Origin of the sequence: Aestuariibius insulae (assembly GCF_040783535.2) — a bacterium.
Taxonomy (GTDB): domain Bacteria; phylum Pseudomonadota; class Alphaproteobacteria; order Rhodobacterales; family Rhodobacteraceae; genus Aestuariibius; species Aestuariibius insulae.
Genome location: NZ_JBFONW020000003.1, coordinates 93,204 through 107,784, shown reverse-complemented (window position 1 = coordinate 107,784; position 14,581 = coordinate 93,204). Strand labels below are relative to the sequence as shown.

13 protein-coding genes, 1 pseudogene and 1 riboswitch are annotated in these 14,581 nt (G+C 57.3%); of the genes and pseudogenes, 7 read left to right on the top strand and 7 right to left on the bottom strand.

The features are described 5' to 3' along the window. Positions 1-50: 50 nt before the first annotated feature. The 5 genes from AAD018_RS09550 to AAD018_RS09530 all read left to right on the top strand — a co-directional run bounded on the left by AAD018_RS09550 (position 51) and on the right by AAD018_RS09530 (position 4,408). Entirely contained in the window at positions 51-353 is a 303-nt protein-coding gene (locus tag AAD018_RS09550) for a DUF3572 domain-containing protein (RefSeq protein WP_367316307.1), read from the top strand. Then, positions 350-1,063, top strand: coding sequence for an HAD family hydrolase (locus tag AAD018_RS09545; RefSeq protein WP_367316308.1), 714 nt, complete (start codon positions 350-352; stop codon positions 1,061-1,063). Before AAD018_RS09550 ends, AAD018_RS09545 begins: the two co-directional genes overlap by 4 nt. An 83-nt stretch (positions 1,064-1,146) precedes the next feature. Then, on the top strand, positions 1,147-2,706 hold the full coding sequence (locus AAD018_RS09540) for a trimethylamine methyltransferase family protein (RefSeq protein WP_367316309.1): 1,560 nt from the start codon (positions 1,147-1,149) through the stop codon (positions 2,704-2,706). A gap of 120 nt (positions 2,707-2,826) precedes the next feature. Beyond that, complete coding sequence (locus tag AAD018_RS09535) at positions 2,827-3,402, top strand: heme NO-binding domain-containing protein (protein ID WP_367316310.1); 576 nt, start codon at positions 2,827-2,829, stop codon at positions 3,400-3,402. Beyond that, positions 3,386-4,408: a GGDEF domain-containing protein gene (locus tag AAD018_RS09530; RefSeq protein ID WP_412005235.1), complete on the top strand. Its 1,023-nt coding sequence runs from the start codon at positions 3,386-3,388 to the stop codon at positions 4,406-4,408. Before AAD018_RS09535 ends, AAD018_RS09530 begins: the two co-directional genes overlap by 17 nt. Before the next feature lie 3,297 nt (positions 4,409-7,705). Here AAD018_RS09530 and tenA read toward each other — a convergent pair. The 4 genes from tenA to thiM are packed head-to-tail and all read right to left on the bottom strand — an operon-like array spanning position 7,706 to position 10,582. Then, a complete protein-coding gene (tenA, locus tag AAD018_RS09525) occupies positions 7,706-8,377 on the bottom strand; it encodes a thiaminase II (protein WP_367316312.1) in 672 nt (223 codons plus the stop codon). A 14-nt stretch (positions 8,378-8,391) separates the two neighbouring features. Then, positions 8,392-9,180: a bifunctional hydroxymethylpyrimidine kinase/phosphomethylpyrimidine kinase gene (gene thiD, locus AAD018_RS09520; RefSeq protein ID WP_367316313.1), complete on the bottom strand. Its 789-nt coding sequence runs from the start codon at positions 9,178-9,180 to the stop codon at positions 8,392-8,394. Continuing rightward, positions 9,177-9,797, bottom strand: coding sequence for a thiamine phosphate synthase (gene thiE / locus AAD018_RS09515; protein WP_367316314.1), 621 nt, complete (start codon positions 9,795-9,797; stop codon positions 9,177-9,179). Before thiE ends, thiD begins: the two co-directional genes overlap by 4 nt. Then, positions 9,794-10,582 (bottom strand): hydroxyethylthiazole kinase, encoded by a 789-nt coding sequence (gene thiM / locus AAD018_RS09510; RefSeq protein WP_367316315.1) that lies wholly within the window; start codon positions 10,580-10,582, stop codon positions 9,794-9,796. The genes thiE and thiM overlap by 4 nt, the downstream gene beginning before the upstream one ends. A gap of 47 nt (positions 10,583-10,629) precedes the next feature. Further along, positions 10,630-10,726: riboswitch (TPP riboswitch) on the bottom strand. 612 nt (positions 10,727-11,338) lie between these two features. Between thiM and AAD018_RS09505 the strand changes: the two genes are divergently transcribed. Next, positions 11,339-11,752 carry a hypothetical protein gene (locus AAD018_RS09505; RefSeq protein ID WP_367316316.1) on the top strand — a complete coding sequence of 138 codons (414 nt, stop codon included), beginning with the start codon at positions 11,339-11,341 and terminating at the stop codon, positions 11,750-11,752. A 3-nt stretch (positions 11,753-11,755) separates the two neighbouring features. Next, positions 11,756-12,697: a glycosyltransferase gene (locus tag AAD018_RS09500; RefSeq protein WP_367316317.1), complete on the top strand. Its 942-nt coding sequence runs from the start codon at positions 11,756-11,758 to the stop codon at positions 12,695-12,697. A gap of 291 nt (positions 12,698-12,988) precedes the next feature. Here AAD018_RS09500 and AAD018_RS18415 read toward each other — a convergent pair. The 3 genes and pseudogenes from AAD018_RS18415 to AAD018_RS09485 all read right to left on the bottom strand — a co-directional run. Continuing rightward, positions 12,989-13,531 (bottom strand): annotated as a pseudogene (locus AAD018_RS18415) (DDE-type integrase/transposase/recombinase); the annotation flags it as partial. A gap of 13 nt (positions 13,532-13,544) precedes the next feature. Then, positions 13,545-13,676, bottom strand: coding sequence for a hypothetical protein (locus AAD018_RS09490; RefSeq protein WP_367316319.1), 132 nt, complete (start codon positions 13,674-13,676; stop codon positions 13,545-13,547). Positions 13,677-14,160: 484 nt separating this feature from the next. Then, the gene (locus AAD018_RS09485; protein ID WP_412005234.1) at positions 14,161-14,322 is read right to left on the bottom strand and encodes a VOC family protein; all 162 of its coding nucleotides are present in this window, start codon (positions 14,320-14,322) and stop codon (positions 14,161-14,163) included. Positions 14,323-14,581 lie beyond the last annotated feature (259 nt).

Below are 14,581 nucleotides of genomic sequence, written 5' to 3'. Positions count from 1 at the left end.
GACGCTCCACATTGCGCAAAACAGGATCTGCCGAAAAGGTTAACAAACCGTTGAGGAGCGATTCACCATCCCCCCTCGCGCCCGAGAGGGCCGAGACAATCGCCCTTCAGGCGCTGGCCTGGCTCGTTGGTCATGACGACCTGCGGGATGTCTTTCTCGGCGCCACGGGCCTGTCCGAGGCCAATCTCAGATCCCGCGCGCAGGACCCCGACCTGCTGATCTCGACCCTGGATTTTCTGATGATGGACGATGCCTGGGTGATGGCCTTCTGCGACGCTCACGGCCTTGCCTATATCGATCCGCACAGCGCGCGGCAAAGCCTACCCGGCGGCGCCCAGCACCACTGGACATGACAATCGAGGCGCTGATCTTCGACAAGGACGGAACGCTCTTCGATTTTCACAAGACGTGGAGCGCCTGGGCCGATACGGCACTGATGGACTTCGCCGATGCGGATCCCGAGATCTATCACCGCGCGGCGGATGCCTTCGGCTTCGATACCCGGACCAAGCGCTTTCGGCCCGACAGCCCCGTCATCGCGGGAACCCTCATCGATGTGGCGGACCTTCTGACGAGCCTTCGCCCCGAGATGCCCCGCCCGCGCCTGATCTCCTGGCTCGAGCAAAGCTCCCACAGCGTGCCGCAGATCGAGGTGACCCCCCTCTGGCCCCTCCTGACAGCCTTTCGGCAGCAGGGGCTCCGACTTGCCGTCATGACCAATGACAGCGAAGAGCCGGCCCGCGCACATCTTCGTCAGGCAGGGATCGCGGATCTGTTCGACATCGTGATCGGCGCCGATAGCGGCTTTGGCGCCAAACCAGACGCCGCTCCGTTGCAAGCGATTGCCCGCATGTTGAAAATCCGGGCAACGGATGCCGCCGTGATTGGGGACAGCCTCCACGACCTGCACGCGGCACGCTCCGCTGGCATGACCGCGATCGGCGTTTTGACGGGGCTTGCCACGGCGGAGGATCTTGCCGAAGCCGCCGACCTCATCCTGCCCGATATCTCGCATCTGCCCGCTTGGTTGGACCCGCCTTCTGCCCCTTCCGAGACCCCATAGCCTGAAAGCGACAAAAGCTGTCGCGGACAGGGCCGCGATACGCGCAAAGCTCGGGCTGAGTGAGGTGTGGAAGGATAGCGCCGATGACAGATCTCGCTCCCAGACGCAGACGTGGAGGCGGCCGGGCCGGTGCGGCGGCGCGCCGTGGCGCTGCGGTGATCGAGCAGCGTCCCTGGCAGATGACGATAAACACCGATGCACCGGTCGAGCCACTGGACGATGAAGGGATCGCGGCCATCCATGACGGCGCGATGCGGATCCTCGAAGAGATCGGGATCGAGTTTCTCAACACCGAAGCGCTGGACATCTTTCGCGAGGCAGGCTGCACGGTAAACGGCACCAATGTCCGGATGGACCGGCATTGGGTGATGGAGAAGCTCGCGACGGCCCCCTCCTCGTTCGATCTGAGCCCCAGAAATCCCGAACGGCGCATCACCACCGGCGACAATCATCTCCTTTTCGGGAATGTCTCCTCGCCGCCGAATTTCTGGGATCTGTCGACCGGGCGAAAGGTCCCCGGCACGCGCGAGCAATGCGCCAACCTGCTCCGGCTCACCCAGTATTTCAACTGCATCCACTTCGTCGGCGGCTATCCGGTGGAGCCTCAGGACATCCATGCCAGCGTTCGGCATCTCGACGTGCTGTTCGATAAGCTCACGCTGACGGACAAGGTCGCCCATATCTATTCGCTGGGCGCCGAGCGGGTGGAGGACGGGATCGAGATGGTGCGCCTCTCAGGCGGCTGGACGGAGGAGGAGTTCCAGGCCGCACCGCGCATGTATACCAACATCAACTCGACCTCCCCGCTCAAGCATGACGTGCCGATGATCGACGGCTGTTTGCGAATGATCCGTCGTAATCAGGCGGTCGTCGTCACGCCCTTTACCCTTGCAGGCGCGATGGCCCCGGTGACGCTGGCCGGCGCAGTCGCGCTCTCGATCTCCGAAGCGCTATCGGCCATCGCACTGTTCCAGCATGTCAAACCGGGATGCCCTTGCGTGATCGGGACATTCACGTCGAATGTCGACATGAAATCCGGCGCCCCGGCCTTTGGCACAGCCGAGTATATGCGCGCGACGCAGATGACCGGTCAGATGGCGCGCTTTTACGGCCTTCCGCTTCGATCCTCAGGCGTTTGCGCCGCCAACGTCCCTGATGCGCAGGCCGCGTGGGAGACGTCAAATTCGCTCTGGGCGGCCATTCAGTCGGGATCGAACCTGATCTATCATGCCGCCGGCTGGCTTGAGGGAGGGCTGATCGCAAGCCCCGAGAAATTCGTGATCGACTGCGAGATGATCCAGCTGATCCAGCGCTATTTCGACCCGGCCCTGACCGCGACAACGCCCGGGGATATCGCCTTCGATGCCATCGCCGATGTCGGCGCACAGGGCCACTTTTTCGGAACGAAGCACACGCAGGACCGCTACGAAATAGCGTTTCACCAGCCCTTCCTGTCCGACTGGCGCAATTTCGAGGCCTGGGATGCCGCGGGCGGGATCTGGACGGCCGATCGCGCCCATGCGGTCTATCAGAACATCCTGGGAACCTTCGAGGAGCCTGCGATGGACGTCGCACAGCGCGACGCGCTTTCCGATTTCGTCGCCCGCCGCAAGGCCGAGGGCGGGGCACCCACCGATTTCTGAACCGCGCTATTGCTTCTCTCAGCGCGCCCGGTGGACAGATCCGGCAGGATCACTGCGCCCATCAGCACTTTGTTAACGACTTCGATGCCATAAGCGGCAAACACGACGTCGGAGCCGGTCATGCATGGCCTTATCAATCGCGCCATTCAATGCTTTATCGAGGATACATACGGATCCTCCGCATGGATTGAGATTGCCGCCCGGTCATCCTTGCCCGATGGCGAGTTCGAGGCGTTGCGGCTCTATGATCCGGCCCTGACCGACACTCTGATCGCCACGGCAACGAAACATCTCGACAAGGATCGCGCCAGCCTGCTCGAGGATCTGGGCACCTATCTGGTCTCGCATCCGAACCGGGCCTCGCTTCGCAGGCTTTTGCGGTTCGGGGGACAGAATTTCGACGACTTCCTGCATTCGATCGACGATCTTCCTGACTGGGCGCGCCTCGCTGTTCCCGATCTGACGCTTCCGGGGCTGGAGCTTCACTCCCTCGGACAAGGCGAATACCGGATCGAGATTGAAGAGAACTTTCGCGGCGCGATCCACGTCGCCCTTGGACTGCTGCGCGGAATGGCGGACGATTACGGCGTTCTGGCCGTCTTGAGCCTTTCCTCCGATCACCCCGGCGTCGCCGTGCAGGTCCACGAACACCAGTTCTCGGCAGGCCGGGACTTCCATCTTGCAGCATCGCTCTAACATGGCCGGTTGCATTCATCCCGCTGCGGTCTTCGCATTACTGGACCGGACATCGCCCTTCCACCTCGCCGTCGACGGGACAGGAACGATTATCCACGCCGGTCCGACCCTTGCAAAAATCGGCCTCGCCAAATCGCCCGTGGGCCGGGATCTTCTGTCTGTCGTCGATATCCTGCGCCCGATCAGCGGCCTGGACTTTGCGGACCTTCACCGCGTCGCTGGCAAGAAGCTTCACATGCGGTTTCGCGATGATCCGGGAACACGCCTCAAGGGCGAATTCTGTCCGCTCAGGGGCAGCGATATCTCAGTTCTAGATCTCTCCTTCGGGATCGGGATTGTGGATGCCGTCCGCCAATATGGGCTCAATGCGCGCGACTTTTCCCATACGGATCTGGCGGTGGAGATGCTCTATTTGGTGGAGGCCAAGACTGCCGTCATCGGCGAGGTCAAAAAGCTCAATGATAGATTGCGGACCGCCGTGGTTGACGCAGAGACGCGCGCCTTCACCGACACGCTGACCGGTATCGGAAACAGACGGATGTTCGACACCGAGATCGAAAAACGCCTCGCCGCGGACGAGCGGGTGTCGCTGATGCTCATCGATCTCGATCACTTCAAGACGGTCAACGATACCAGAGGACACGCCGCCGGCGATCAGGTTCTACGCCATGTCGCCCAGATCCTGACCGGCGTGACACGGAGCGGCGACATGCTCGCTCGCGTCGGCGGGGACGAGTTTATCATCCTCTTCGCCGGATCGCTTGATATTGAGCAGCTCGACCTCATCGCGTCCCGCGTCATCAGCGGGATCGAGACACCCATCCCCTACGCCCGCGCCTTCGCGCGGGTCTCCGCCAGTATCGGGATCACACAAAGCGTGAACTACGATCGCCCGACATCCGACCAGATGCTCAGAGACGCGGACCGGGCTCTTTATCTTTCCAAGGATGCCGGAAAAGGGATCTATACGATCTTCAACCCAAAGGACGGTATGGGAATAAGCTAGACCGCAAGGCCCGCGCGGCGCCCGGGAGGCAAAACGCCTTCGGCATCCGGCAACCATCAGATCGATCGCCATCAGTTCTCGCCATCCTTCGGCCGTCGAATTTTGACGGACGACCTGTTGCTGATCGAAGGCTAGGTTACTGATCTAAATCGTTTTATGGTGGGGGATCGGTCATGATGGCTTGAAGGCAGGACACCTAATCAGAGTCGTTTCATTAGCAATTCCTGTCTGAGGAGTATGTCCGGTAAAATCGCTCACTGCGGTTAGATAAATGCTTTGTCGATCTGAGCGGAAATCACGTACATTCTCTAGATCTTTCTAACCACATCCGATTCACCGCCAATTGATCGCGGATTTCAGTGTCAAACGTCGCAGGCCGGGTGCAGTTTCTGACTAATCAGTGCGGCAGCTTTGCGAACAGGCGTATCTACACCTAATATATCGCTGATCTAATCATGTTGCTCCAAGCGCGCGGTTCAGATCATTTGATCTGTCGAGAAATCGACATCTCAGTGTTCCTGAAAGCGAGCTGTTACGGGACACGTTCGAGATCGCGACAGCGCGCTGCATTAAGCATCAGTCCGGCAAATAGCCCCACGCCATCTGCAAAATCTCGCTGCGCTGGATGACATCGGCTTCAGTGCAACGAAGCCCATGCAGCCGCCGTCAAGCGCCTCACTCGATTCGGCTCGGATTGTGCCGTCAGATCCGCTCGATCGACCTTTACTTCTCCCGGATGGACAACTCGCAGCATTCAGCCAGCTCACTTATGCCTTCCAGCCTCCTCATGACGTCTCACATATTGTCGCGCGGAAGAGGGCTAGAGCCGCGCTGATCCTCCGTCCTTTCGCGTCAGGCATTTGCTAAATGCGTCCAAGAAGCTTCCTCTGAGTCACGGCATGCATCTCTCGGTGCTGTGCGAAGCGTCTTCTGCCGTCTATCGCGGATGCGGTAAGAGGCCGTGTTCAAAGGAGCTCGCCATAGAAAGCGCACCTTCGTGATCTGTTATCAGAGGGCTATCTTTAAACTTCAAGTTGCGCGAAATTTCTGTTTCTTCTTTCAAGCAAAAACCATGAGAAGTGCTCCTCGCGCCTTAGAAAGACCCTCCGCGGCACGATGCTCAAAGAGAACGAGTACGGACTGATACGCCGACCGTTCATTCGCGGAACAATTTTATTGTCGTCGGGATGGGGGGGGGAGACCAGCGTATCTCTTCCATACAACTGGAAATGTTCCTCGAGCATCCCCGCCCGTCCTGCCATCTTTCACTTTCACAGAGCAACCTTACCGTCAGCGAGATCAGCTGGAGGCTGCGTCGATTACGGTATCAGGCGCAAACAGACTTGCCTTACGGTTGGCCTCGCGCTGAAGGTGCTACGATAAATTCTATGCTATTCGATGAAGCAAGCGACTTTTTATTCAGAATTTCAAGCTCCTTTTTACCGCATTGTAAGATTCTTAAAACCTTGCCGTCGAAATTAGATACCACGATACTAATAATTCAAACGCTGTAATGTACTTGTTAAAAAGGACAACTAATATGGAAGGCCAGCTAAACTGAATCCGCCCCCCGAATGGAAACGTCTCTGGACTACGTGGATGAGCGACTCCCTTAAGATAACTTCTGCTAATTTATTAATAAGACACATAAAACTACCCATCATTATTATTAAAAGCGCATTTAAATCCTTGTTATTTGCTTGAATTGCAATATTTGTAATATTCGAAATGATATGATCATCTTCCTAATAATCTATATAATCTATTAGGTGTATTTCGCAATATCAAACCTCTGCTCCATTAAGTTAAGAACATCGTAGTAAATTTTATATTATATCGTAAATAGGAAGAATTTTAGACTGTGCCGCATTAAAGGCTGCCGTTATCTCAAAGAAAGTTTTCAGGCCATATCCCCTACCATTGTATTCGGAGTATCCGTTCTGTTCGGCGAGCCTGCTAGCGGGATGCCTTCCTCCGTGTGGAGCCGTGCCATTGCGTGTCGGATGTCGCATTGGCGAGACGATCGAGACGGCGGCATTTCTAGTCCTACTAGAGGTGGCGAAGCGTCACACGATGCAATACGATCCTGAGAGAGATGCGTCGGCGAAACCCATTCGTTCTACGGAGGATCGAACGACGCCCCCCCCTTTTTCGAAACTGCTTTTAGGGGCGTCGACATGTGGTTTTGTTGACTACAGAGGTAGTGCTGCTCGCGAGAGGTTTTAGAGCGCGTCAGATCGGGCTCTTTACAAGCTGTTGGAAAGACATCATGTCGGCCCACGGGGCGCGCTTCCCGGCTCTTTCTTTGCCCTCGATTATGGCGTGGCAATATCCCTAGCGCCTCGCATCTCCTATGGCCCGTCCGCCTCTGTGTCTTTGCTCATTGAAGAGCACGACATGGAGACAAAAAGTATCTGATATATTGTAGCTCAACAGTTGATTTGTTGAGTTTAATCCGCAGGTCCGCGATTTCGAAAAGCTGATTACATCGAATTTTTTTTGGTCACGGAGCTTCTCTGGGATGGGAAGCGCCGTTCTATGCCATCGGAGAACTAAAGGATGCGCGGAACGACGCGACCCAGCTCGGCGAGAGGTAACCGTTCTCCGAAGACCGCATTGATTTTTTGTTGCGGTTTTCAAATCGGGTAGAATGGGAAGGTCTCTTTTTCGAGATCATGCTTGGCGTCGAAGGTGGTGCTGCCTACGCCGGCTAGATATTCGGCTAAGAATTGGCAGTGACTGAGGAAATCGTTAATGGTCATCATGTCCTCAATGCTAGCGCGGGCGGCACCACGTGGCGTTACGTCTATGACCTGATGTCAGGGCGCTATTCGCTCGATCCGACGGCTGCGAACTTGGCGACTACGGACGCTCGCCGGATTGCGAAGCGTCGTCACTGAGCCTCCTGAAAAGACTTCGGGCCCCGGTAAGCCGAGGCTAAACCCTTATTCGCGCGGTGCTCGGCGCGCTCGCAGCGAAAACTTCAAATTCAGTGTTGGGTTCACGGCCAACTTCGAAGGCAGCGCAGTGTTGGCACAAGGGTAGACTTAGAAGTTCGGCTCTCGCGGCCCAAAGATGACACTCTGTGGCAGTCGCGATGCTACGGCGGGGATTTCCCATACTAGTCTTTTGCGCGGCACGAAGCAGTTTGCGACTATCCGATCATGGCTTTTCGGGCGCGGCAGCCAACGGTTTTCTGAAATAGAGGATCGCTTTGGCCAAATGGTCCAATCGCCCATAGCGATATAAGCTGAATGGACAAAGCCTCCTCTTTCTTTTGACCCCAGGGCACAGGCGCTAAGAAAATGGCTCCTCCCACCCTGCAAGGCGATAGGCGCTGTCCCAGAACATCCACTCATGCCAGCTGGACCGAGTAAAGGCGCCGTGCATCGCTGTGCGAATAGTTGAATTAGCGTGGGCAGCTAGCCGGTCGGTCAGGTTAAGCATACCCTGAACGGCGGCCTCGAAGTCTTCGCTGGCATAGGTGTCGATCCAGGCTTGGTAGGGGTGGTCGGCTGCGGCAACGGAATGGATGGACTGCCCAACGCGGTGATAAATCCAGAAACACGGAAGAAGTGCTGCGACGGCCACCTGAAAAGGATCGATAGCGGCGGAGCGGATGAGGAACGCCACGTAGTGGTCGCAGGCGCGCGAGGGAGGTGTGGCGGCAAAGGCCTCGGGTGAGATACCGAACCTGATCATGTAGTCGCCATGCAACTGCCGCTCGACCGCGATGGCCCCGTTGGCCGAGTCCGCGAGACGCGCGATATCGGGGGCTTCTGATGCACGGGCCGCGGTCATGGCCAGGGCCCGTGCGAAACCCTCAAGGTAATGTGCGTCCTGAATGATATACTCTCGGAACGTCGCCGCAGACAGCGTGCCGGCGGCCAGTTCGCTGGTGAATGGCATCGTGCGGATCGCGTTCTGTAGACTGGCCGTGGCGGTCCAAGCCTCGTCGGTAAAGCTCATGTGGTGTACCCTTCCTATATGCGATGAAAATGATGGATCGGGCCATGACCTCCACCGACCTTTAAACGGTGCGCTTCGGCAATGGCGTCGGTGACGAAGGACTTGGCGTGCCGAACTGCGACCTGCGGTGGATCACCCATGCCGATCCGTGCAGCCAGCGCCGAGGACAGCGAACAGCCCGTGCCATGGGTGTTGGGCGTATCGATGCGTGGGGCGATCAACTCGGTAACGCCGCTGGGCTCGATCAACAGATCGGGGGCCGATCCCATAAGATGCCCGCCCTTCATCAGGACCGCTTCGCAGCCCAGCGCCAGCAGACGCTCGCCTTGGTCGCGCATGGCGTTGATATCGACCGCCTCCGCCATGTCCAGTAGATCGGCCGCCTCCGGCAGGTTCGGCGTCAGGATCGCGGCCTTGGGCACAAGACGTGTCCGCAGGGCGTCAACAGCATCGGCTGCCAGTAACCGATAACCCCCCTTTGCCACCATAACCGGATCAAGGATTACGGAGGCTTCCAAGCCCTCCAGTGCGTCAGCGACGGTTTGAACGGTCCCGGCATCGCCCAGCATCCCGATCTTGACCGCGTCGATGCGGATATCCTCGCGAATGGCCGCGATCTGGGCGGTGATCATACCGGGGTCCACCATCCGCAGGGCCCGCACGCCGCGGGTATTCTGCGCCGTCAATCCAGTGATCACCGCCATAGCATAGCCGCCATTTGCCGAGATGGCCTTGATGTCAGCCTGGATGCCTGCGCCACCCGACGGGTCGGACCCAGCGATGGAGAGGATATTGGGAATCATACGGTGCTCCATTGATCGAGAATGGCGCGCGCCGCCGCCCGCGGATCCGCCGCGCGTGAAATGGCCGACACGACGGCTAGCCCCGTGCAACCCGCGCGGCGAAGGTCGGCCGCGTCGCATGCGGTCAATCCCCCAATGGCCAGGCAGGGCAGGCGCGTGTCTTGGACAATCCGGGCGAGGCCGCCGAACCCGATGGGTGGCGCGTGATCGACCTTGGACCCGGTGGCCCGAACCGGACCGACGCCGAGGTAATCGATGCATCCGGGTGGGATGGTGGTGATCTGGTCATAGCGTTCTATGGAGAGGCCCAACACAGCATCAGGGCCGATGCGCGCTCGGACTCTGCGGGGATCGCCGTCAGATTGGCCGATATGCAAACCGTACGCGCCGATGGCATGTGCGACCTCGACCCGGTCATTGATGATCAGGCGGGCATCAAAGGGGGCGATCCGGTCGGCGACCGCGCGGGCCAGGTCTGTGAACGCATCCGTGTCCAGCGTTTTGTCCCGCAATTGCACCCATCCTGCCCCACCGCGCGCGGCGCGCTCGGCCTGATCCGGCACGGACAAAGGCGCGTCCGCGTCGGTGATGAAACAGAGCAGAGGAGTGGCGGTCATATCGCCCGGACCCGTGCGATCGCGTCCAGGTCAGGCCCTTGCATGGTATAGAGTGCATCGAGAAACGCGACCTGAAAGCTGCCTGGTCCGTTGGCGGATCGCGCGGCGACTTCGCCCGCGGCGCCGTAATAGGCCAGTGCGGCAACGGTCCCCTCGAAGGCTGATGCGACCGCCGCAAAGGCCCCGACAACACCTGTAAGCGCGCAGCCCAAGGCGGTGACGCGCGGCATGATCGGATCGCCGTTGGAGACCCGCATAGCCCGTGTGCCATCGGTTACAAAATCCACCGCGCCGGTGACGGCCACGATTGCCCCCGATTTGTGCGCGAGATTATGTGCAGAATCCTCGGCCTCCGCTACCGCGTTGACCGCGTCCGCGCCCCGTCCGCGAGCAGCGATCCCTGACAGAGCGAGGATTTCGGATGCGTTGCCTCGAACAATTGTGGGGGACAGTTCCAGCAGCCGCGCGCCGAGTTGCCGCCGCAGCGTTGTCGCGCCAATTGCCACCGGGTCAAGCACCCACGGGACCCCGCGTCGGGCCGCTGCCCCGGCCGCCAGCATCATGCATTCGCTCCATTCTGCATCAAGCGTGCCGATGTTGATGGTCACTGCAGAGGCTAGTCCCGCGAACTCCTCTACCTCGTCGCGCGCATGGACCATCGCGGGCGAGGCGCCGATGGCGAGCATGACGTTGGCCATCACATTCATCGCCACGAAATTGCTCACGTTTTGGACAAGCGGAGCTGCCGTGCGCATAGCCTCCAAATGTCCTGACAGGGGTGTCATCGCACTTCTCCAAATGTGGGCAGAGAATGCGAAGCCGCAGGGGCCTGGCCGACCCTCGCGCAACTTCCTCCGCCGGTATGAGCCGGTTCAGGTTCCAAGGGTACGTCTCAACCCGGCCGATGCCGGATGCCCCTGTTGCAATGCCTCACCGTCATCGGATCGGGCGGGTCTGTCAATGGGCTAGCACGGCAACGCGCTGCTGCCTGACGGGCTGTCAACAACCGAGTCTCTTCCTAGTGTAAAGTTCCTGGTAAGTTCAGCTATAGGGGGTAATTGCGTGGAACGCTTTGACCACTTTGGTAAGGTCGGTTCCATAACTCTGAACGGATTTAGCTGCGAGATTGGCGCGCATTCTCGTAACAAAGGCCCACTGTTTCGCATTATTCAAACGGCAAGCGGAAAGTCGATGAGTAAGCGTTCGTGGAGCCTGACCTAATGTCATCCTGGGGAAGTAGTCTAAGTGTCCACTATCGATAGTGGACGCTGTGAGTTATTCTGAGGCTGTTCATGATTTTTGCGGTCCCGGTCACAGGGACCGTTCTAGGTTAGATTACAGCGCGGTTATACATCAATTGCGCCAAATGCTAAAAAGACACATCAAGCTGTGGTAGAATGCCAATATAGCGTGGAGTAGTATCATTTAGGCGGCTGATATTAGATTGAAGATTCTTAGGTGTGGAGTTCACAGGCCTGACCTAACGAATTCGAGCAAGTGCGCCCATTTATGCTAATGTGTACTAGTTTAGGAGAGTTGTTGTGGATCGCATAAAGAGTATTGTTCAGAAGATTTCGAAAACTGAAGATGGCGCAAGGCTTCTTCGCGAAAATCCAAAGCCCTTGGCCAAAAATCTTGATTTGTCTAATGGCGAAACCATGGCGCTTGTAAGTAGCGATCTTCAAATCGTTCATTCTCCCAAGAACCCGTTAGTCCCAGTGCAAACAATTACCTTTATAACAGGTACGACGATTACTGCAGGGGGCGCGGGTGCTTTTCTGACAAGACCGACGGGCAACAATACTCAAACATTTACTTTTGACACCGGGCTTACCTTCGTCGCGACTCCGCAGCGGCTCGAAGATCTTGATCACAAGGATCTATTAGAGGTCACAAAAAGGGCGGTCGAGGACCGCCATTTCGCAAGTCGTCTCAAAGACTTCCTTGATCGATAAGCTATGGAAATCTTTATCGCTTTCCCGTGTCGCAATGCAGGAAAAAAGGCACTTGAGACGGTGAGTGCCTTCATCGCTGCAGCTGCTCGACCCGAGCGGCTGCGGTTCACAATAGTTGACGATGGGTCGGATGTCGATGCGATCAACGATGCTGCTTTGATGTCACTTAGGATGTCCTTTGGGATACCTATTGCATTCAAGAGAATAGATTGGGGCGGTGTCAACAAGGCCAGAAATGCGGCGGTTTCACTGGTTCAAGATGACCAGATCCTAATGACGGATTGTCATTGCCGACCATCTCCTGGCTTTGATATCGCCATCGAAACCTACGCTAAAGATAACATTGTGCTCGCCCTAACGACCGGAGACAAGACATCGAGTTTTCTGGGATATGGATGTAATCTTGTGGTGCCCTTCATGGGAACGCACTGGATCAGGACCAATCCCGGTCATCTTGCCAAAGTCGACGTGGCTTCATCGGCGGGAACGGTTTTTACGAAGGCATTACATGATCAAATCGGTGGCTATGACGAGGGAATGCTGACCTATGGCGCGATAGAGCCGGAATTCAGTATTCGGTCGTGGATGTGTGGAATTCCGATCTGTAGCATGCCGGATGTGGCTATCTTTCACAAATTCAAGGGATCAGATGCGATTAACGAATTTTTCGAGGAGAACCGAACACGGATGGTTCATAATGCGATACGATTTGGTTTGCTTTATCTTCATGAAGAACGCGTTCTTCAGATGCTTCGGTATTATGCGAGCAAATTTCCCGAAAATATTGAAGAGGCGATGGAGATGATAGAACGCTCCGATGTCTGGCAGCGACGGTCGGATCTTTGCGCTCAGCAAGCCATGACGTTTGATCGTTTGTGCTATGAAAGACGGATTTTCGACCATACAGGTGTCCCTCTGTGGGAACCTGTCGTTCAAGTCTCGTAGCTCACGCCCGCGGCAAAGAACGGTATGTGGTGTGGCTCGCGCATACGTTGTATCCGAAGATGTGCATCTGCAGCATTTCCGGGCCTGCCCGCTCTACGATGGCGACGCCTGCCAGATATGAAGCGGCGGGATTCAATGCTTGGGAGAGGTCAAGAACGATCCCATTCTAGCGAGGACCTCATCGTAGTCGGGGAATAACGGCACTAAGAACCCCATAGCGCCGTCACTGTTGCGCTGATCGCTGGAGGTTGATTGGCGATTGAAGCGCGTCTCTAATTGAGCTGCTCTGTCGAACAAGCCCGCGATTAATTCGATCTTGCCCCTGACGCCGGGGGGCTTGCGCAGGATATAGCCGCATTTGATGGTTCTGATTGTTTCAATTCTGCTCAAGGTCGCCTTTGCCATTTGCCAGCGACAACAACTCTGACGATAGCCGAGCAATCGCTTCATGGCGGTGTGGTCGCTCTCGATCAGGTTGTTGCGCCACTCCCGGTCGATGTGCCGGAAGCTGCCGAAACGCGGGTCATAGCGGTGATTGATCTCGCGGGTTTCGTGCGAAAGGTATGCGACTTGTCGGTGCAGATGATCACGTGCCCTGCAACCGCAACCGCTCGACTGCCTGTCTCAGGAATGCTTTGGCTGCTTAGGCATCTCGCCGCGTGGTCAGCCTAAAGCGACCATCTGGCCGTTCGCATCGATCGCAAGCCAGAGGTGGCTCCACCTGCCGCTAACGCGGATGTAAGTCTAGTCGACGCTGGCCCGACGCAGATTACTCTCGATGCGTTTTATGAGTTCTGGGCTGACTTTCTGGACCCAGCGGTACACCGTCGCTCGGCCCTTGTGTCACTTAGAACATTGTCAACCCAAACGACCCGCTCGCCCAATGCTCCTGCTCGACCTGTGCATAGGCCGAGTTCCAATAGAACTCCGCGTAGCTGTCGAAGCTTCGGCCCGCCGCGGCGCGCTGCGGGCCGGTCATGACAGGTTACCGGCGCGTCTGTCCCTCGCGCAGCTTGGAGAAAGGCCGTGCGACCGAACCGGTCCGATTACGGTCAGCAGGGGCGTGCAACTTTGGTCATCACGCTATTAAGTCTAGTACAGACCCGAGGCCGCGCAAATCGCGTACCGGCCCGATCCTCTCGCTATTCTCGCATAGCTTGACCGGATTCAGGCATTGTGGACGACATGCTCCGACTTCGACCAAATGCCGGCCATTCCTAGGGACATACCAAGCGCCATGCTGGAAATGGAACGATGATATAGGACGACGCTCCCTGAGTCGCCCGCGTTCCGATGTCCTGCATGAGTTGCAGTGGGTTGCCGTCCGCGTCTTGGACTAGGAACTCATCCTGTTCATTCTCGCGATCTCCCCAGAGGTCCCACGATGTAGGGTTCTGGCGGAACAGATCATGGCCGCCTGCTAAGAGACGTGCGTGGATCAAGCGGAGGTCAGGAACCTCGAACTAAAGGTTCACACCTCGCCTGAAGGGAGGATCGAGGTCTCCGGTAACCGATGCGAGCGATGGGTCGTCGGGCAGCGCTTCGAGCATCATTTGCGCGGCGCCGGTCTCGATGTAGACAAACCCACCTTCGTGTCGGCCGAACTTCTCAATGAATCCCGACACGTCTCATTAGAACGGCAGCGATCCGTACAGGGCGCGCACCAGCATCTCCTGCACGAGGACGAGCTAGTGATCGGAATAGGTGCAGAACTACTCCTCGAGCACCATGATCGAACTCGTATATCTAACTAGCTGTCTCGCAAAGTCGTATATTCGAGAAGCGTTCGTGGACGTTCCAGTCGGATGCACGTCAGTGAGACCTCTCCGCGAAACATTTAAGATGTTCCATTATAGCCATTCTCAGTCTCTGTAACGTTCTCTT